At 32.6% G+C, this 18,678-nt stretch carries 17 protein-coding genes, 1 other RNA gene and 4 pseudogenes; 14 read left to right on the top strand and 8 right to left on the bottom strand.

The annotated features are described in order from the left end of the window. The 6 genes and pseudogenes from AAGD19_RS03215 (at window position 1) to AAGD19_RS03190 (ending at window position 4,514) form a co-directional block, all read left to right on the top strand. Window positions 1-522, top strand: coding sequence for a dihydrofolate reductase (locus AAGD19_RS03215; protein ID WP_341748310.1), 522 nt, complete (start codon window positions 1-3; stop codon window positions 520-522). Further along, entirely contained in the window at window positions 510-1,172 is a 663-nt protein-coding gene (locus AAGD19_RS03210; RefSeq protein ID WP_341748309.1) for a CADD family putative folate metabolism protein, read from the top strand. Before AAGD19_RS03215 ends, AAGD19_RS03210 begins: the two co-directional genes overlap by 13 nt. Continuing rightward, window positions 1,135-1,884 (top strand): annotated as a pseudogene (locus AAGD19_RS03205) (coenzyme F420-0:L-glutamate ligase). The gene AAGD19_RS03210 and the pseudogene AAGD19_RS03205 overlap by 38 nt, the downstream one beginning before the upstream one ends. An 89-nt stretch (window positions 1,885-1,973) precedes the next feature. Next, window positions 1,974-2,969 (top strand): Mrp/NBP35 family ATP-binding protein, encoded by a 996-nt coding sequence (locus AAGD19_RS03200; protein WP_341748308.1) that lies wholly within the window; start codon window positions 1,974-1,976, stop codon window positions 2,967-2,969. 66 nt (window positions 2,970-3,035) lie between these two features. After that, window positions 3,036-3,947 carry a lipoyl synthase gene (lipA, locus tag AAGD19_RS03195; protein WP_341748307.1) on the top strand — a complete coding sequence of 304 codons (912 nt, stop codon included), beginning with the start codon at window positions 3,036-3,038 and terminating at the stop codon, window positions 3,945-3,947. Between the two features lie 9 nt (window positions 3,948-3,956). Beyond that, window positions 3,957-4,514, top strand: coding sequence for a phospholipase D family protein (locus tag AAGD19_RS03190; protein WP_341748306.1), 558 nt, complete (start codon window positions 3,957-3,959; stop codon window positions 4,512-4,514). 38 nt (window positions 4,515-4,552) lie between these two features. Here the strand turns inward: AAGD19_RS03190 and AAGD19_RS03185 are convergent. The 6 genes and pseudogenes from AAGD19_RS03185 to AAGD19_RS03160 all read right to left on the bottom strand — a co-directional run bounded on the left by AAGD19_RS03185 (window position 4,553) and on the right by AAGD19_RS03160 (window position 10,898). Beyond that, window positions 4,553-5,594: pseudogene (locus AAGD19_RS03185) on the bottom strand (HlyD family secretion protein). Window positions 5,595-5,641: 47 nt separating this feature from the next. After that, window positions 5,642-6,484 (bottom strand): transposase, encoded by an 843-nt coding sequence (locus AAGD19_RS03180; RefSeq protein WP_341748305.1) that lies wholly within the window; start codon window positions 6,482-6,484, stop codon window positions 5,642-5,644. Between the two features lie 567 nt (window positions 6,485-7,051). Further along, window positions 7,052-7,807 (bottom strand): tRNA pseudouridine(38-40) synthase TruA, encoded by a 756-nt coding sequence (gene truA / locus AAGD19_RS03175; protein ID WP_341748304.1) that lies wholly within the window; start codon window positions 7,805-7,807, stop codon window positions 7,052-7,054. Between the two features lie 15 nt (window positions 7,808-7,822). Further along, a complete protein-coding gene (locus AAGD19_RS03170) occupies window positions 7,823-8,488 on the bottom strand; it encodes an ABC transporter ATP-binding protein (protein WP_341748303.1) in 666 nt (221 codons plus the stop codon). After that, window positions 8,481-9,728: a lipoprotein-releasing ABC transporter permease subunit gene (locus AAGD19_RS03165; RefSeq protein ID WP_341748302.1), complete on the bottom strand. Its 1,248-nt coding sequence runs from the start codon at window positions 9,726-9,728 to the stop codon at window positions 8,481-8,483. Before AAGD19_RS03165 ends, AAGD19_RS03170 begins: the two co-directional genes overlap by 8 nt. Continuing rightward, window positions 9,729-10,898, bottom strand: a pseudogene (locus AAGD19_RS03160) (multidrug effflux MFS transporter). Window positions 10,899-11,126: 228 nt separating this feature from the next. Between AAGD19_RS03160 and metK the strand changes: the two are divergent. Genes metK through htpG form a run of 3 tightly spaced genes read left to right on the top strand, consistent with a single transcriptional unit; the run spans window position 11,127 to window position 14,497 of the window. After that, window positions 11,127-12,272 carry a methionine adenosyltransferase gene (metK, locus tag AAGD19_RS03155; RefSeq protein WP_341748301.1) on the top strand — a complete coding sequence of 382 codons (1,146 nt, stop codon included), beginning with the start codon at window positions 11,127-11,129 and terminating at the stop codon, window positions 12,270-12,272. A 21-nt stretch (window positions 12,273-12,293) separates the two neighbouring features. Next, the gene (locus AAGD19_RS03150) at window positions 12,294-12,620 is read left to right on the top strand and encodes a DUF167 family protein (protein WP_341748436.1); all 327 of its coding nucleotides are present in this window, start codon (window positions 12,294-12,296) and stop codon (window positions 12,618-12,620) included. 17 nt (window positions 12,621-12,637) lie between these two features. Further along, window positions 12,638-14,497, top strand: a complete 1,860-nt coding sequence (gene htpG / locus AAGD19_RS03145) for a molecular chaperone HtpG (protein WP_341748300.1) — start codon at window positions 12,638-12,640, stop codon at window positions 14,495-14,497. 97 nt (window positions 14,498-14,594) lie between these two features. Here htpG and AAGD19_RS03140 read toward each other — a convergent pair whose 3' ends face one another. Further along, window positions 14,595-15,077 carry a ClpXP protease specificity-enhancing factor SspB gene (locus AAGD19_RS03140; protein ID WP_341748299.1) on the bottom strand — a complete coding sequence of 161 codons (483 nt, stop codon included), beginning with the start codon at window positions 15,075-15,077 and terminating at the stop codon, window positions 14,595-14,597. A 247-nt stretch (window positions 15,078-15,324) separates the two neighbouring features. Next, window positions 15,325-15,682, bottom strand: a transfer-messenger RNA (tmRNA) gene (gene ssrA, locus AAGD19_RS03135). A gap of 220 nt (window positions 15,683-15,902) precedes the next feature. On the opposite strand from ssrA, the gene AAGD19_RS03130 reads away from it, so the two are divergent. The 5 genes and pseudogenes from AAGD19_RS03130 (at window position 15,903) to rpmE (ending at window position 18,476) form a co-directional block, all read left to right on the top strand. Next, a complete protein-coding gene (locus AAGD19_RS03130; protein WP_341748298.1) occupies window positions 15,903-16,640 on the top strand; it encodes a transporter substrate-binding domain-containing protein in 738 nt (245 codons plus the stop codon). After that, a pseudogene (locus AAGD19_RS03125) lies at window positions 16,625-17,106 on the top strand (flavin reductase family protein). Before AAGD19_RS03130 ends, AAGD19_RS03125 begins: the two are co-directional and overlap by 16 nt. Then, the gene (gene dapB, locus AAGD19_RS03120; protein ID WP_341748297.1) at window positions 17,103-17,855 is read left to right on the top strand and encodes a 4-hydroxy-tetrahydrodipicolinate reductase; all 753 of its coding nucleotides are present in this window, start codon (window positions 17,103-17,105) and stop codon (window positions 17,853-17,855) included. Before AAGD19_RS03125 ends, dapB begins: the two are co-directional and overlap by 4 nt. Before the next feature lie 103 nt (window positions 17,856-17,958). Then, window positions 17,959-18,252 (top strand): 50S ribosomal protein L28, encoded by a 294-nt coding sequence (gene rpmB, locus AAGD19_RS03115; RefSeq protein ID WP_341748296.1) that lies wholly within the window; start codon window positions 17,959-17,961, stop codon window positions 18,250-18,252. Continuing rightward, window positions 18,249-18,476: a 50S ribosomal protein L31 gene (gene rpmE, locus AAGD19_RS03110; protein WP_341748295.1), complete on the top strand. Its 228-nt coding sequence runs from the start codon at window positions 18,249-18,251 to the stop codon at window positions 18,474-18,476. The genes rpmB and rpmE overlap by 4 nt, the downstream gene beginning before the upstream one ends. Window positions 18,477-18,678: the final 202 nt, after the last annotated feature.

Raw genomic sequence — 18,678 nt, 5'->3', positions numbered from 1 at the left:
ATGATAAGCAAACAATCTAGATCTATTATAGGAATCATGGCAGCAACAAAAGATGGGGTCATAGGTTGTAATAATGCCTTACCATGGTATTATCCAGGTGAGATCAAGCATTTTAGAGCTACTACCCACAATAGTATAGTTATTATGGGGCGTAATACTTATCAATCTATGCCGAAAACACTATTTATAGACAGGCAGACCTTTGTTTTATCTAATGATAACAACTTACAATTAAATGATACTAAAGTTTTTACCTCTCTACAAAAATGTTTAGAACATCTTAAAGAATCGAAAACTAACGATAAGATTTTTATGATCGGAGGGGGGCAAATAGCTCATTTATTTCTAGAACATAATTTAATTTCTTCTTTTATCCTTACAGAAATACATAAATTCTATTCTGGTGATGTATATTTGGATATTCGGTATTTCAGAAGATGGACAAGATATACTCTAAAGAAATCAAGTGATTATACAATTTATCTATTAAAAAACCCTGAGGAGGTTTCATGGAATTTATAAATAATTTGGACGATACATTGGAAAAATGGTCTTTACTTAAACATCCATTTTATCAAGATTGGAATAATGGTATCTTGGACAAGAATACACTGAACGTTTATGCTCAAGAATATTATAATCATGTTGCTGCTTTTCCTAGATATATCAGTCAGATTCACGCTTTATGTGTTGATATCCAGGCTAGACAAGTCTTATTAGAGAATTTGGTTGATGAAGAACAAGGGGACAATAATCATCCGGAGCTATGGTTACGTTTTATTGAAGGATTAGGGGGTTATCGAGATGATGATAAGAATCCAAAATTTGAGTCAACAAAAAGATTGGTTAATGGTTTTTTTGAGTTAACTCAAACAGATTATCCTACTGGACTTGGAGCCTTATATGCTTATGAAAGACAAACTCCAACAGTATCAAAAGTCAAGATTGATGGTCTGAAAAAACATTATAATATTCACAATCAAAGAACCTTAGAATTTTTCGTTGTCCATGCAAAAACTGATATATGGCATACCAATGAACTTATTAAGCTGATTAACAAACTTAATAGCATAGAACAAAAACAAGTACATTATGGAGCTGTGAAGGGGGCTAAATTACTCTGGCAATTTCTTGATGGGATGGAAGGGTTATATGCAAATTCATGCCATTAAGACTCATAAAATCCAATATGGTGAGTCATTACAAACTATATTGACTCAGTATATTGCAGATTTAAAAGAAGGTGATGTTGTAGCTATAACTTCAAAAGTAATTAGTGTATTAGAGGGAAGGTTTGTTAAAAAAGGTGATATTGATAAATATACATTAATTCTACAAGAGGCAGATCAAATATTAGAGACAGAAGAAAATAGGTATAATATTTACTTAACTATAAAAATGGCTTACTAATTTCCTCTGGCTGGTATTGATGAATCTAATGTCGATGGTGTTTATGTATTATATCCTCAAGATGTTCAGAAAACAGCCTATTGGATTTGGCAATATTTACGCAATAAACATAATATTCGCGATCTGGGAATTGTTATAACCGATAGTCATACAACTATTATGAGACGAGGTGTAACTGGAATTGCTCTTGGTTGGTGTGGTTTTAGCCCCGTATATTCCTATATTGGTAAGCATGATATTTATAATCAATCTTTAAATGTCACACAAATTAATATATTAGATTCATTAGCAGGAGCAGCTGTTTTTGTTATGGGAGAAGGCAATGAGCAAACCCCTATCACTATTATTAAGCATGCTCCCCGTTTGACCTTTCTTGACAGACCTCCATCGGAAGAAGAAAAACTTAGCATTGTCATTAGTATGGAAGAAGATTTATATGGTCCATTATTAAAATCGGCGAAATGGGTGGGTTAAAAAGCGTGCAATAATGATCCGGTAAATGGATTAATGTGCGTTGAAAAATAAGATTATTAACGGTAAGAGCTTCATTTTACTTAAAAACGATGATTGATATAAACCAACAACAAATACTAAATAAAATTTCAGATATCACTTTTAGTGACAATACAAAATTAGTCAGTATTATATCTAATATTATAATTAAGGATAAAAATATTGGGTTTGCCATTGATATTCTTGGTAAAGATTCCAAGGAAATCGATGAAATAAAAATTAAAGCTATTAATAAATTAAATGAAATACCTAATATTGGGAAAATAACTATAGTTTTAACTAGTAGCAAAGGTGTAGCTAAAAAATCAACTAATCCAAAAGTTAAGCATTTCATTGACGGAGTAAAGAAGATAATATTGGTGGCATCCGGTAAAGGGGGAGTTGGTAAATCTACTATAACAGCATTGATAGCGGAGCAATTAAATCTTGAAGGATACAAGGTAGGAATAGTGGATGCTGATATTTATGGTCCGTCAATTCCGCAAATATTTGGTATTAGTGGTGTACCTGAAATAGTGTATAATAAAGTGACCCCTTTAAAATCGCGGGGTATTGAAATTATTTCTATTGGATTTCTTATTAAGGATAATTCAGCTATTGTTTGGCGTGGTCCAATGGCCAGCAAGACCATTTATCAACTATTATCTCTCACCCATTGGCAGGAGTTAGATTATTTAATTATTGACATGCCTCCTGGTACTGGTGATATTCACTTAAGTATTTTAGAAAATTACCAACTAGATGGAGTAATAATAGTAACTACTCCACAAAAAATGGCTGCAATAGATGTCGTTAGATCGATTGATTTATACAGAAAATTTAACCTACCAATTTTAGGTATTATAGAAAATATGAGCTATCTAGTTGAACCAAGTTCGGGAAAGAAAATTCAGATATTTAACGGTAATAGTGGAGAAAATTTTGCCAAAGAATATAATATACCTTTAATCTGTAAGATTCCTATTGAACCCAAATTATCTTACAACTGTGATAACAGCACTAGCCTTACAGATATAGTTAAACTACCAATAAAACAATTTGTTTAATGATATACTAAAATGATTTGAATATAAAATTCATAAAAAAGCAGGTCATAAATAAAGCAGGATTATATGTCAAACATAATCAAGATAGAAGAAGCTCAACCCCTTAAAAGACCTGATTGGATAAAGGTTAAAGCACCAAATTCATATCAATATCATGATACAAGAAAACTAATTGAGAGTTTAAAATTAAATACAGTTTGTCAAGAAGCTGCTTGCCCTAATATAGGGGAATGTTGGGCAAAAAAACATGCTACAGTTATGATTTTAGGATCTGTCTGTACTCGTGCTTGTAGATTTTGTAATGTTAAAACTGGTCGTCCCGATTTACTCGATCCTCATGAGCCACAGAGACTAGCACAAGCCGTAATGAAATTAGGGCTTGAACATGTGGTAATTACTTCAGTTGATCGAGATGACTTAGATGATGGTGGGGCTGAGCATTTTGCCAATTGTATAAAGGAAATAAGACTAGTTGCTCCTAATACCACAATTGAAGTTCTAACCCCAGATTTTCTTAAGAAAGATGGGGCAGCTGAAATAGTGGTATTAGCAAAACCTGACGTTTATAATCATAATGTAGAGACAGTGCCTTCTCTATACAAAACTATCAGACCAGGAGCGAGATACTATAATTCATTAAGTCTTTTGCATAATGTAAAAAAATTAGACTCTGAGATTTTTACTAAATCAGGTATGATGGTTGGTCTTGGAGAAACAAACGATGAAATTATACAAGTAATGGACGATTTAAGGGAAGCTAAAGTTGATTTTCTAACTATAGGACAATATTTACAGCCAACCAAAAACCATGCAGCAGTTGCTAGATATGTTCCCCTAGAAGAATTTAAATATTTTGAAAGAGTAGCAAGGGTTAAAGGGTTTTTGATGGTTTCCGCCGGTCCATTAACCCGTTCTTCTTATCATGCTGGTGATGATTTCCAAAAATTAAAGGGGGCTAAGGTCTTGGTTTCGGCATAGTATAAGAAAATGAAAAAACTACCTAAAAAGCTTAATCTACACATAATAATATCGTTCTTACTCGGCATTACTATCGGGATAGGATATAATGAGGTACGAGAAACAGCTTCTTGGCACAGTTTTCATACCGAAACTGATAATTTAAATGTTTGTTTTACCCCGCCATCCGGCTGCGGATCATTAATAGCAAAAGAAATATCCAAGGCTAAGGATAGTATTTATGTTCAAGCATTTGGTTTAACTTCGCAAAATATAGTGGATCAACTAATTAAAGCTAAGCAAAACGGTGTTCAAATAAGGGTATTATTGGATCGTAGTAATTTACACGATAGATATTCTAAAATGCATGAATTAAAACGGGCTGGTATTGATGTTTCAATAGATAAAGTACCAGGTATTGCTCACAACAAAGTTATGATCATTGATAAAAGTAAGGTGATTACCGGTAGCTTTAATTTTACCAATGCAGCTGATAATAGAAATGCCGAAAACGTATTATTAATAGAGAATAGCGATATTGCAGCAACTTATTTGCAAAGCTGGTTTAGTCGTCGAGCAAAAAATTAATTAATTGAGGTATACTCGAATGATTCTGCGAATTTGGGTTAATTAGTTCTGACCGAAACTATAGCAGACATTCCTGGTATCAAATTACTAGTAATATCTTTAGGAGTCTTAAAATCTATTAGCACAGGAATCCGTTGAACAATCTTAGTAAAATTACCAGTTGCATTATCAGTCGGAATTAGACTAAATTTTGAGCCGGTAGCTGGTGATATATTACGTATTCTGCCGTATATGATCTTTTTTGGTAAAGAATTAAACTGTAATTTAACTTTTTGCTTTGGTTGCAATTTTGCAATTTGCGTCTCTTTAAAATTAGCTTTTACATACATTTGTTCATCCTGCACAACAAAAAATAATACTCTCCCTGGATTAATAAAATTACCTACCTGCAAGCTACTATTTGCTATTATTCCGTTAACTGGGGCTATAATTTGGGTATTTACTAAACTTCTAGCTACTATATTTTTATCTTCCAGTAACCCTTTCATTTTTTCTTCTTCAGCAGTTTTCTGTAAAGCTAAAAGTAGTAAGTTCTGCTGTGCAATTTGCAAGTTTAACTTTGCCTGATTATAATCAGTCTTTGCTTTAGTAAAAGACATTTTAGATTCATCTAATGTCTTTTTACTAGCAAATTTTTCTTTGTTAAGTTCTTGAGTTCTTATATAATCAACTGAGTTAATCTCCAAATTAGTACTAGCAGAATCAACAACCTCTTGACAAAGCTCTAAACTAATTTGAGCTATTAAAGTCTTTTGTTCTATGATTTCTATATTTTTAATAGATGCCTTAATAGAAGCTTCCAGTGAAGCAAGACGCGACTTATAATCCTGATCATCGATCTCAGCAATAAGATCACCTTTTTTTACCCTCATATTATCTGAAATAAATACATTCTTAATCACTCCATTAATCTCAGAGCTAACGTTTGGATATGTCAGCCTCAATATACGCATTATCAGTCGATTCTGTATGACTCCAAATATAAATATGATAAGCTAGGTAGACGACTATTACGCCAAACAAAATCAGAAAATATTTAGCAAATGGATGAGACTTATATTGTTCAAAGATTTTTAACATAAATTAACCTCAGCATCCGTAATAGAAGTCAATAAGAAAATAATAACTTAACATAAATTTTCATTCCAAGAAGAATTATTTTTGACAATAGAGTGCATAAAAGCTAGTAATTTACGCATAACAGCAACAAGAGCAACTTTTGCTGGTTTATGTTTAGCAATTAAGTGGTCATAAAAATTACGTAAACGCTTATTACATCGTAAGGCAGCTACTGCAGCCATATAAAGAACTCTTCGAAGATTACCTCTACCTGCAAAAATACTTCTTCTACCTTTATAACTACCGCTTTCTCTAGCAAAAGGAGCAAGACCTACTAAAGCAGTTAAGTTTCTAAAAGTAATATTACCAAGTTCTGGTGCTTCACATATTACAGTGGTAGCAAGAGTAATGCCAACTGCTGGAATAGAAGTAAGCTTATCAATTTTATCTTTGATTTCTTGATTCTTAGAAATTAAGGCTTTGATATTCTCATCAATCTCTTGTAATTGTTCTGTTAAACTAGTAATATGCTGGTTCAAAGATAAGATGATTACGTGGTTAAACTCGGTATCCTGCCTAGCAACTTCTTGATTCTTAAATACTAATAATTGTTCCCTTCTTTTTAATAAAGCATGTAACTGTTGTTGGCTATTATTATCATAAGTAACTTTAATTGCTAGTGCAAAGCATGTTGCATAATCATGTAGTAATTTACTATCGATGTTATCAGTTTTAGCAAGCCATCCTCTAGCTTTAGCATAACTACGCATTTTATTAGGGTGTACTGTAGCAAAAGGCAATTTATTTATTTTTAAAAATTCTCTTAAATTATGTTCATATCCACCAGTAGGTTCAAAGACAACAACTAACTCAGATAAGGCAGGATAGTATTTATTAATAGTGCTAAGCATAATAGTAACGCCATGTTGATCATTGGTAACTTCAAAAGCCTTGTTGGTAGTTGGTAGATAGATATTTAAAGTTTTTTACTAACGTCCACACCAATATAAGTTGTTACCATATAAAGCCTCATGATTTATATTAATAATAGGATATGCTACATACTCATACGCAAGGTTTAAACCTTATGACATCCGTTCGTAGTCTTTATCCAAAACAGGATGGGTCTTTGCTGAGGTACGAAGTCTTTAAAATTCAAAGCTTCAATTCGACATACAGTTTACCCATCCTACCACTATATATAACTGATCATGTTATATTTATCATGGTTTTTTTATTGTATGAGTTTGATATAATAAATTAATAGTAACCTCAAGTAATCATCGCCATTAGGGGTGATGTCCACAACTGTTGAAAGTTAAAAAACCGTCATTACAAGTTACCCACCAAAAATAAATTTTTAGGTACAAAAAAAATGACAAATGGTATAAAAAGTGTTAGCAACCTAGAGACCGTCGAGGCAATAGTGCCGAAAGAGCCTGATTGCGAGTTTAGTACGCAGAAGCTCCATACATGAGTTAATAGTCAACTCTAAGAAAATACAACCCACATGCTGGAGCTTTTATACCTGCTGCCTCTCTTTTTTTAGCATCCAAAGCTTTTTGTATATCACCTTCCTGCCATATATTGCGTCCAACTAATACTAAACTACCAACAATATTTCGAACCATATGATGTAAAAAAGATCGAGCAGAAACATATATTTTTATATCGTTGTTTTTTTGTGTAATAACTAACTTAGATAAGGTTTTTATAGGTGACTTTGCTTGGCAATATTTATCTCTAAATGAGCTAAAATCATGATTTCCTATGAGATAGAAAGCTCCATATTTCATTGCTTCAACATCAAGAGGTTGTTTTATCCACCAAGCACGATTTAAATCTATTATCACTTGACTAGGTCTATTAATAATTCTATATACATAATGACGTTCTACAGCAGAAAATCTTGCATGAAAATCTCCGCCGACTAGAATACAATCAACTACCCCTATATGATAAGATCTTACAAAATAGTTAATAGCCTGTATAACTTTATAGGGCTGCATATATTTCACTAAATCGAAATGTGCTACTTGCCCTAAAGCATGAACCCCTGCATCAGTCCTGCCAGCTCCATGAACCACTACTTTTTCACCAGTAAATTTGTATATACCATCTTCCAGTATTTGTTGAATAGATATAGCATTACACTGCCTTTGCCAACCAACAAAAGCAGTTCCTAAATATTCAATGGTAATTTTATACCTATAAAAATCTACTAGTTGATTCATGAATTTATTTACCGCCTATTTCAGCTCTCCATACTGCAATTCATACACTCTATGCATCTTATGTGCCATTTCATGATTATGAGTTACCACAATAATAGAGGTATGTTGTTGTTTGGCGGTTTTAAGTAATAAGTTAAAAACCTCATTAGCAGTATTAGGATCTAGATTACCAGTAGGTTCATCAGCTAAAATAATTTTAGGATTATTAATTAAGCTACGAGCGATAGCTACTCTTTGTTGCTCTCCACCAGATAGCTCACCCGGCATATTATGTATTTTATTGGCTAGTCCTAACTCTGCTAATAGCTCTTCTGCCTTCTTAAGAGTTAATTTATAACTATCGCCAGCAATTAATTTTGGCATTGCTACATTCTCTAAGGCAGTAAAATCTTTGAGTAAATGATGTTGTTGATAGACAAAACCTATATTACGCAGTCTTATTATATGAGCATGATTTTGGCAATAGTTTGTTGACTCTATCTGCACCTCTCCATTATTTGGGGTATCAAGTAGACCAGCTATATGCAGTAAAGTTGATTTACCACTACCAGAAGAGCCTATTATGGCAACTAGTTCTCCTTGCATTACAGTTAAGTTAACATTACTTAATACTTCAATAATAGATTTTCCCTGCTTATATTTTTTAGAAATATTTTTTAACATTAATACAGCTTTATTCATAACGCAAGGCATCCACAGGATTTAACTTAGCAGCTTTATATGAAGGATAAATTGTTGCACAAAAACATAAAACTATAGAGATAGTTGATACTAATATAACATCTTCTAATCTTACCTCTGACGGTAGAGTGTATAAAAAATAAATCGCTGCTTCAAAAATTTTAGTACCGGTTACTTTCTCCAAGATATTTCTAATAGACTGGATATTATAAGCAAAGCTTGTACCCAATATGATACCTAAAATCGTACCGAGCAAACCTATAAACATGCCATTACAAATAAAAATAAGCATAATCTGCCTAGTACTTGCACCAATAGTACGAAGCACTGCAATATCCGAAGTCTTGTCTTTAACTAACATAAATAAGCTAGACACGATGTTAAAGGCTGCTACCATAATAATCAAAGAGAGAATAGTAAACATTGCTATCCTTTCAACAGCTAAAGCATTTAGAAACTGTAAATGTGATTTCTGCCAACTTGTCACTCGTAATTTTGATCCTAAAAGATTTTGTATCTCCCAAGCATAAATTCCCGCGTTACTCGGTTCTATCGTTATTACTTCGATTAGATTAATAACTTCCTTGAAAGACAGAAAATTTTGGGCAGCAATAAGTGGCATTAAAATAGTTGCTGAATCATAATCATACATACCGCTAGTGAAAGTAGCCACAACCCTGAATTCTTTAGATCTAGGCATACTACCAAAAGCAGTAGAAATTGAATTGGGAGAAATTAATTTTATTTTTGTACCCGCTTGAACTCCTAGGTTACTAGCAAGTTCATTACCAACTGCTACCACATCTGTACCAAAAAAATCGGTAAAATCTCCAGTATTAACATTCTGTAAAATTTGATTTTTATATTTGAGTTCAGTTAAATCTATACCTTTAATTATAGCACCACTATTCATTCTTTTACCTAGTGCAAGAGCTTGACCGACAATGCTTGGAGAAATATGTTTTATATAATTCTGACTAATTAATTTTTTGTTAATTTCATCATAATTTGCGATAGAACGTGATACTGGTGTTATGCTAATGTCACCATTAAGACCAATAATGTTTTTAGTCAGTTCATAATGAAAACCGTTCATAACGGACATAACCACTATCAATGCAGCAACACCGATAGTTACACCCATCAAAGAAACACCAGCAATAATAGAAACAAATCGCTCATTCTTCTTAGCTCTAAAATATCGAACTGCTACTTTTAGAATAAAATTATCTTTTATCATTTATTTAGGTTCATCAAATATTCTATCTACTTGCAATAATTTATAACAACCAATCAATGCTATAACTGTAGTGATACACATAACAATTGCTAATGGCTTAAAAGTACCATGATAAAAATAACTAACCAACTGCAAACATAATGCGGTAACAATCAATCTTCCTGATACCAATACAGCAGTAATCCTGCCTTTAGCATTTGGTATAATCTCTATCGCCAAAGGTCATAAAATATTACAAGGGAATATCATACCAATAGCCACTAATTGTGTTACTATGGTTATGGTTAATGGATCATTAGTCTTGCATATCACCAAAACTATAGCGGCAATTATAAAAGCTACAAGTGCTAAAATACTAAAGAAAAAACATTTTTTTTGTCCAAAATTCTTCAATAAATAACCACTGCTAAAGCTTACAGCTGAAAATACTGCAGCCATTGCTCCCTGATAAAAACCAAATTCTTGAATAGACACTCCTATATCTCGCATATACAAGATAGGAGAGATACCAATAAAAATCCAATAACCTTGAAAAAGCATTAATAAGGTTATTATATAATAAATAGCTTTTCTCGATTTAAAGACCAAGCCATACTCTTTTAGAGATATTTCAACATTATAATTTACCTGCCCTTTGGGAATAAATAATAGACCGATTATCAAACAAAATATCCCAAATATTAACAGTATAGCAAAATTACCTCGCCAACTAAGCAAAAAATTTACATAACTTCCTATTACCGGTGCAAAAGCCATGGCTAAACTAACTACACCATTTAAAGTCCCCATCATTTTTTGTTGTTGCTTAACCGAATATAAATCAGCAAGTACTACATAACCCAACACGGCTACCCCAGATATACCAATTCCTTGCAGAAATCTACCAAGTAGTAACATGTAATAATTAAGACCAAACACACAAAAGATACTACCAACAACAAATATTATAAGACCTATAATAATAATTACTCTTCTGCCAAACCTATCTCCTAAATTTCCTACTATCAAGGAAGTAACACAGTGGGCTATGAGATTTATTCCTAATAAAAATTCCACCTTAAAAGTAGAAAGATTAAAAGTATCTTGTAAATCTGGAAAACTAGGGACAAATAAATCCACTTCAGCCCCAGCTAAAACTTCCATAATTAAAATAGTAATAAACAAATTCATAAAAAATATATACTCCTTGCAAATGAAGAGTTGATAAACAACAAAGCAATCTAAACGTCATAATCAACAGTTAATATAAACATAAGCAAAACTACCTGCTAACCACCTGCTTTTTTGTCTAAATTTTCCAGTCCATTATATACTTAAACTTCACAATTTGTAATACTTACTCTATAACTCCTTAATATTCAATCTTAATGTTCAATACTAACTTTAGGAAATAATATTATGACAAATTATCATTTATTTACTTCTGAGTCTGTCTCTGAGGGACATCCAGATAAAATGGCTGACCAAATTTCAGATTCTATACTGGATGCAATTCTTAAGGAGTATCCAAAAAAGAGTCGGGTAGCATGCGAAACACTTATAAAGACTGGACTAGTATTTATAGCTGGAGAAATCACAACAGATGCTTGGGTTAACATTGATCAAATAGTACGCAATATTATAAGAGAGATAGGCTATACTAGCTCTGATATAGGTTTTGGCGCAGACTCTTGTAGTGTGATTACTTCAATAAGTAATCAATCTCCGGATATTGCATTAGGTGTAGATAATCGTGAAGATCATGAAATAGGTGCTGGTGATCAAGGTTTGGTGTTTGGGTACACAACGAATGAGACTCCTACATTTATGCCTGCACCAATTATCTATGCTCATAAATTAGTTATGAGACAAGCTGAACTCAGAAAAAAGGGTATCTTACCTTGGTTAAGACCAGATGCTAAAAGCCAAGTCACTTTTAAATATGTTGAGAATAAACCAGTTGGTATAGACACCGTTGTGCTTTCTACGCAGCATCACCCTAATATCTCTCATGCTGATTTAGTAGAAGCAGTAATTGAAGAAATCATTAAGCCTGTGTTACCAGATGAATGGATTGATAAAAATACTAAATATCTTGTGAACCCAACAGGAAGGTTCGTAATTGGAGGGCCTTTGGGAGACTGTGGACTTACAGGAAGAAAAATAATAGTTGACACTTACGGTGGAATAGCACGCCACGGTGGCGGATGTTTTTCTGGTAAGGATCCAACAAAAATCGATAGATCTGCATCTTATGCAGCAAGATATCTAGCAAAAAATATTGTAGCAGCAGGTGTTGCACAGCGTTGTGAGATTCAAATTTCTTATGCTATTGGAGTTGTCCAGCCAGTTTCTATAAGTGTTGAAACGTTTGGGACTAGCAAAATGAGTGAATCAGCAATAATTGAATTAATAAAGAATAATTTTGATTTGAGCCCAGGCGGTATTATAAAAAAACTATCTTTATATAATCCAATTTATCTTAAAACAGCATCATATGGGCATTTTGGACGGGAAGATCAAGATTTTCCTTGGGAAAGAATAGATAATATAATGGGACTATAAAATAAGTTGATAATGCAATATATGAGTAAGATTTTTAACTATAACCCCAATAAGAAATTAGCCATTATTGCTCTTAAGGTTAAAGCTAACGCAAAGACAAATAAGATAGGCGAGTTTATTATAATTAATGATAAATATTATCTAAAATTATTTATAAAATCAGTGCCAGAGGATGGCAAGGCTAATAATTCTATTATCAATTTTCTATCTAAAAAATGGAAAATTAATAAAAATAATTTTGAGATAATATTAGGTTACACTAGTAGTTTAAAATTATTAGCAATAAAAAATATTGAATCAGACTATTTAAATTTACATTTAAAACACTATATACATAACATTAAATAGTATTATAGGACTTAACTATGACCCAAGAAAAAAAGAAGTTTGACGCTGAAGTTGGTAAGATTTTAAATTTAATGATCCATTCTCTTTATACTAATAAAGAGATTTTTATGCGTGAGTTAATATCTAACGCTTCGGATGCTTGTGATAAATTAAGATATTTATCACAAAGTGATGCAAAGCTTATTGCAGATGATCCTCACTTTAAAATTACCGTCAGAATTGATAAAGATAAAAGGCAGATTATTATTAGAGATAATGGTATTGGTATGAATCGAGAAGATTTGATCGATAATCTAGGAACTATTGCAAAGTCTGGTACAGGAAATTTCTTAAACAACCTGTCTGGAGATGCTAAAAAAGATAGTATGTTAATAGGACAGTTTGGTGTTGGATTTTATTCAGCTTTTATGGTTGCTGATAGCATCACTGTTACCTCACGAAAAGCAGGAGAAGAGAAAGCCTATGTCTGGCAATCAGATGGTCTTGGGGAATATATTGTTGATGATTTTGCTCATGATTTTACCAGGGGAACTGAGGTAGTTATTCACGTTAAGCTAGAAGAAGATAGTTATATTGATCATTTTAGATTGAAGCATATAGTTAAAAGTTATTCTGATCATATAGCCATACCTATATATTTTATTGATGAGTCAACTGCTAATGAAATACAACTTAATTCAGCTTCAGCATTGTGGACAAGACCTAAGTCTGATTTGACTTTTGAACAATATAAAGAATTTTATAAAACTCTGTCTTATTCGCTTGATGATCCTTGGTTAATTATTCATAATAAAAATGAGGGTACAGTTGAATTTACTAATTTGTTATTTATTCCGTCAACCAAGACTTTTGATTTATTCCACCCTGACCGTAAGAGAAGAGTAAAATTATACATTAAGAGAGTTTTCATTTCTGATGAGAATGTAGATTTAATACCTTCTTACCTAAGGTTTCTAAGAGGGGTAGTAGACTCAGAGGATTTACCTCTTAATATTAGCCGCGAATCTTTGCAGCATAATAGTACTTTAGAGAAGATTAAAGCTGCAATAACCAAAAAAGTCTTGGGTGAACTCAAAAAGAAAAAAGACGAGTCTATAGAGGAATATAGCAATTTCTGGTCCAATTTTGGGGCTGCTTTAAAAGAAGGATTATGTGAGGCAACTAGTGATCATGATAAATTACTTGAGACATGTATATTTAAAAGTAGCCTTTTAAGTAAGATGATTAGCCTTGATGACTATATTAGTAACTTTAAAGAAGGACAGGATACTATATATTATCTTAGCGGTGATGATCCAGCAAAATTACTCTCTAGCCCCCAAATAGAAGGATTTTTAAGCAAAAATATCGATGTACTGCTGTTTACTGATACAGTTGATGATTTTTGGGTTAATGTCAATAGTAGCTACAAAGGTTATGCCATAAAATCAGTTACTAGAAGTGATATTGATTTAGAGAAATCTGAGCAGAAAATAGAAGATGTAAAAAACGAAAATGATGAATATATAAAATTAACGGAATATTTTAAAGAAATATTAGGTGATTTAGTAAAAGATGTAAGGATTTCTAAAAAACTTACTTCAAGTCCAGCTTGCCTCGCCGTTGGAGACGGAGCTATGGATATTCGTATGGAAAGATTCTTAATTGAGCAAAAACAATTAATAGCAGCATCTGCTAAAATATTTGAGCTAAACCCTAAGCATAAAATTATTGAGAAAATTAACGCTGATGTAATCTCAAATAATAAGGACTATGCTAATGAAGAATTGGTTAGATTAATGTATGACCAAGCCTGTATTTTAGAAGGTGAGCCAGTCAATGATACTGGTGGATTTGCAAAAAGACTTAATGATATTATGCAAAAAGCTATCTTATAAACTTAACAATCAGATGCAGAGCCGTCTCGAATCTGATTGTTTCTATAATTTCACCGATTTGGGATAAGAATTGACAAATTCTTATCTCAAATTCGCGTTATACGGGTTTACTGGGTTTCCGAAATTTGTCCAAAACTATTATATTATCTGCTGAATTAGATTTACTTTTAGAATCGCTAGACACCTTAATTGTTTCTCTTTTCTTCTCGTTAGGCAATTCATTAGATTTGATTGTTTCTAGCTTAAACTTTAGGCTGTAACCATTATTAGGATCAACAAAGCTGATAAGCGAATCAAATGGTACATAGATAGTTTCTTTGATACCATCAAAACTAATTGTTACAGAAAAGCCATTGAGTCCTACAGTTAAATCTTCAAATTGATATTGTATTACTATAGTTATTTCTTTGGGATAACTTTCTTTTATCCTAGAAGATAAAACTACGGCAGGATTATCAGTTTTGTAAGAAATATACAAGAGTTGATTCAGCTGCAACTTATCGGTACGAATTTTTGAAAGAATCTTTTTTACAAATTCCAACATACATTCGTTAAGAAATTGTTGATATGGGGTCTTCATAGTTATAAACTAAACAAAGAAAATAACACAAAACTAGATATAGCTAATCCGAAAATGTTTGATCCATATAGTAACAACCCTGATGTCATTCCTAGCTAAAAACGGGAATGACATAGCTTATAGCTAGGTCACATTATAACTAAAACCTTTTCAGGTTAGCTATAGGCTGAACAAAATTTAAATAGTCTTATTCAAGCCTTATTCATATGAGGTTTTGTATATCTCTAGTTATGCAAGATAAAATTCTAGCGGGGCTTTTTCTGTTGCCCGGTTAAGCCCCCAACCGCGTAGGACTAGGCAGCTAGTGCTGCAGTTCCTACGAAACGTTCATTATCATTTGCGTTTCTTTTTTTTAACCCAACGACACAAGGTCCGGCGGAATTATACCGAGTAAAGATAATTTTTTTATTAAGCACGTCGATCCTATTTCGCCCCCATGAAAGCTTATGGATAAAACCTGTAGTATCCTTCTATCACAACTTAATTTGGTGGAAGCGTCGGGTACCGCCCCCGAGTCCGCAACCTCTATTCTAAATCACGTTTATTACTATAGCTACAAAAGCAGCAATTTTATACTACAACAATTATAATAGGATGTAAAGGGCAAATTTTAAAAAAGTCTATTGTATATACTTATAAGAAGTGCGATAATCAATTAACATGAGTTCGATTCTAATTCCCTCGATGTCATTCCCGCGTAGGCATTATACCCAGTATAGAAGGATAATTATTACATCGAACTCACGCGAATTTGGGATAAGAATTAGTCAATTCTTATCCCAAATTCGGGTAACTCAGATTAATTAAAACAGTTATTTGATTTTTATGAAACTAATAAAGCTATTCTTCCTTGTTATATGTTGTTCCTTTTTAATGATTGGTTGTGATAATCAATCTAAAGAACAAAATTTAATAGTTGCAACTTCTGCAGATAACCCCCCTTACGAATTTATCCAAAATGGCCAAATAGTAGGATTTGATATTGATATTATTAATGCTATAGGAGAACAAATAGAGAAAAAAGTTATAATTAAAAATTTTGATTTTAATGGTTTACTTGCATCTTTGACTACTGAAAATGTTGATATAGTGATAGCTGGGTTATCGGTAACCGAAGAGCGTAAAAAACATATTAGCTTTTCAGTTCCTTATATATCAACAAATGTGTCAATATTGTATAGATCAGCAGATAATTTAAAGAATACTGGAGATTTGGATAATAAAGCTGTGGGTGTACAACTTGGTACAACATGGGCGGTAATAGTTCAGGATTTAGCTAAGCAGTTTAATATTAGAATAAATTATTTATCAAATAATTTAATGCTAGTCGAAGAGTTAAAGTCAAAAGTTATAGATGCGGTGGTACTAGAGGCATCCCAATCTAAGAAATTTATTGAGAATAATCCTGATCTTGCTAGCTTCGGTTTAACAGAGTTTTCATCTGAACTAGCTATTGCTATGCCAAAAAATTCTAAACTTATTGATAGTGTTAATAAAGCTATTGCTGAATTGACAGAAGATGGAACAATTAGCCGTATTACTAAAAAATGGCTTCAACAGTGAATTCCGAACGATTTAAACAAGCTCTTAGCACTTTGCCTACAGGTGTTACTATTATCACTACTTTATACAATAATAAGCTATTTGGTTTTACTGCAGATTCCTTTACCTCAGTTTCCTTGTTACCACCTTTGGTATCGTTTTGTCTTGATAAACAGGCTTTTAGTATGAGTGCTTTTACTAGTAGTAAATATTTTGCTGTTAGTATTCTAGCTGAGGATCAAGAAGATATTTCTAGGCATTTTTCTAAGTTTAACACTGATAAATTTGCGGTATTTCGTATAATTTAGGGTGTACTACTAATTGTCCTTTGATTGAGGGAGCAGTTTGCCATATTGAATGCAACAAATTTAGTCAATATGAAGTAGGAGATCATGTTATATTGGTTGGTGAGGTGATAAATACTATAGTGAACAGTAACTTAAACCCACTAGTACATTGTTTAAGACAATATAGAGGATTAAAATGACTATTTGTATAGGTGTTTGTGGTGCAACTGGTAAAATGGGGCAGATGATAATTCAAAGAATGAATGGATTTAATGCTTGTACACTTTCTACAACATTTACTAGAAAAAATAGCATAGATGATCTTGCTGAGTTTTGTCAGAATTCTGATGTAATTATCGACTTTTCTAGCAGTGAAATATTAGAAAAATTACTTGATTATGCTATTAGCTACAACAATAAATTAGTGATTGGCACTACTGGTCTAACTCAATATCAGCTTGATCACTTAAACGCAGCTTCCAAAAGCTTGGCTATATTATATTCAGCTAATATGAGTTTAGGTGCGAACTTACTTACAGTACTGGCAGAAAAGGCAGCAAAAATTCTAGATAATACTTACGATATAGAGATTCTAGATTGTCACCATCGTATGAAGAAAGACGCACCTTCTGGTACAGCTATAATGTTGGGTAAGGCTGTAGCTAAGGCTAGAAATTTAGATTTTGATGAATATGCAGTATTTGATCGTAGTCAGAAAGGTCAAAGACAGCCTGATGAAATTGGTATTAGTTCTATTAGGGGAGGGCAGGTACATGGGGAACATGAAGTATTATTTTTAGGTAATAACCAAGTGCTTAGTATAAAACATCAAGCATTAAGTAAAGAATCCTTTGCTGATGGGGCAATTCAGGCTGCCATTTGGTTATTTGACAAACCAGCCGGGCTTTATTCAATGCGTGATATGTTCTCGCTACTTCAAAAGTGTTGACGATTTTTACATTAAAGTTTACATAATATTAATATACATATTGACATAAGACCTTATTATATAGTATAATCCTGTGTTATAAATTATGGGAAGGGAGATCACGATGTCTCGTAGATGTGAGCTTAGTGGAGTAGGTGTTTTATATGGTAATAAAGTATCACACTCACAAAGAAAAACTAGAAGACGATTTGAACCTAACCTAAGGGTGGTGAGGTTTGCAAGTGATCTGACGAAGCAAGAATATAAGCTTTCGGTAAATGCCAAGTGTATGCGTTCTGTTGAGAAAGTAGGTGGTTTTGATGCATATATGCTTAAAATATCATGTGATGTACTCTCAGATAAAGCAAAGGTAATTAAAAGAAAGATAGCTGAGAAAAAAGTTGGTGCTTCATTATGAAAACTGGAATACACCCAAAATATAAAAAATTCAAAATTATTATTAGTAAGGATGTTTTTGAAACAAACTCCGGTGGTCATGCAGAAGAGATTTTGATGGATGTTGATTATAGGAAACATCCAGCATGGACTAAAGAATCTGGAAATGTTGTTAACCAATCTAATAAAAATATCAGTGACTTTAATAAGAAGTTTGCTGGGCTTAGTTTTGGTAAAAAAGTATAGCTAGGCTTTTTACTCAAGGTGGATGTCATCCTAAGCGGGGTAGAGGATTTGTTAAAACTAAGTAGTTTAGGTTCTGAAATAAATTTAGGGTGACGTCATGGTAAGTGCGTGCGTATATTATAGGAGTGTCTACGAATTGAATAATTTTTAGGAAAAATGTAGAAGAGTATACTGCAAGCAGTACGCAAATATACGTAAGGAA

The sequence above is a fragment of the Candidatus Tisiphia endosymbiont of Dascillus cervinus genome, assembly GCF_964026405.1.
GTDB lineage: Bacteria > Pseudomonadota > Alphaproteobacteria > Rickettsiales > Rickettsiaceae > Tisiphia.
This window is presented reverse-complemented; position numbering and strand designations above follow the sequence as displayed.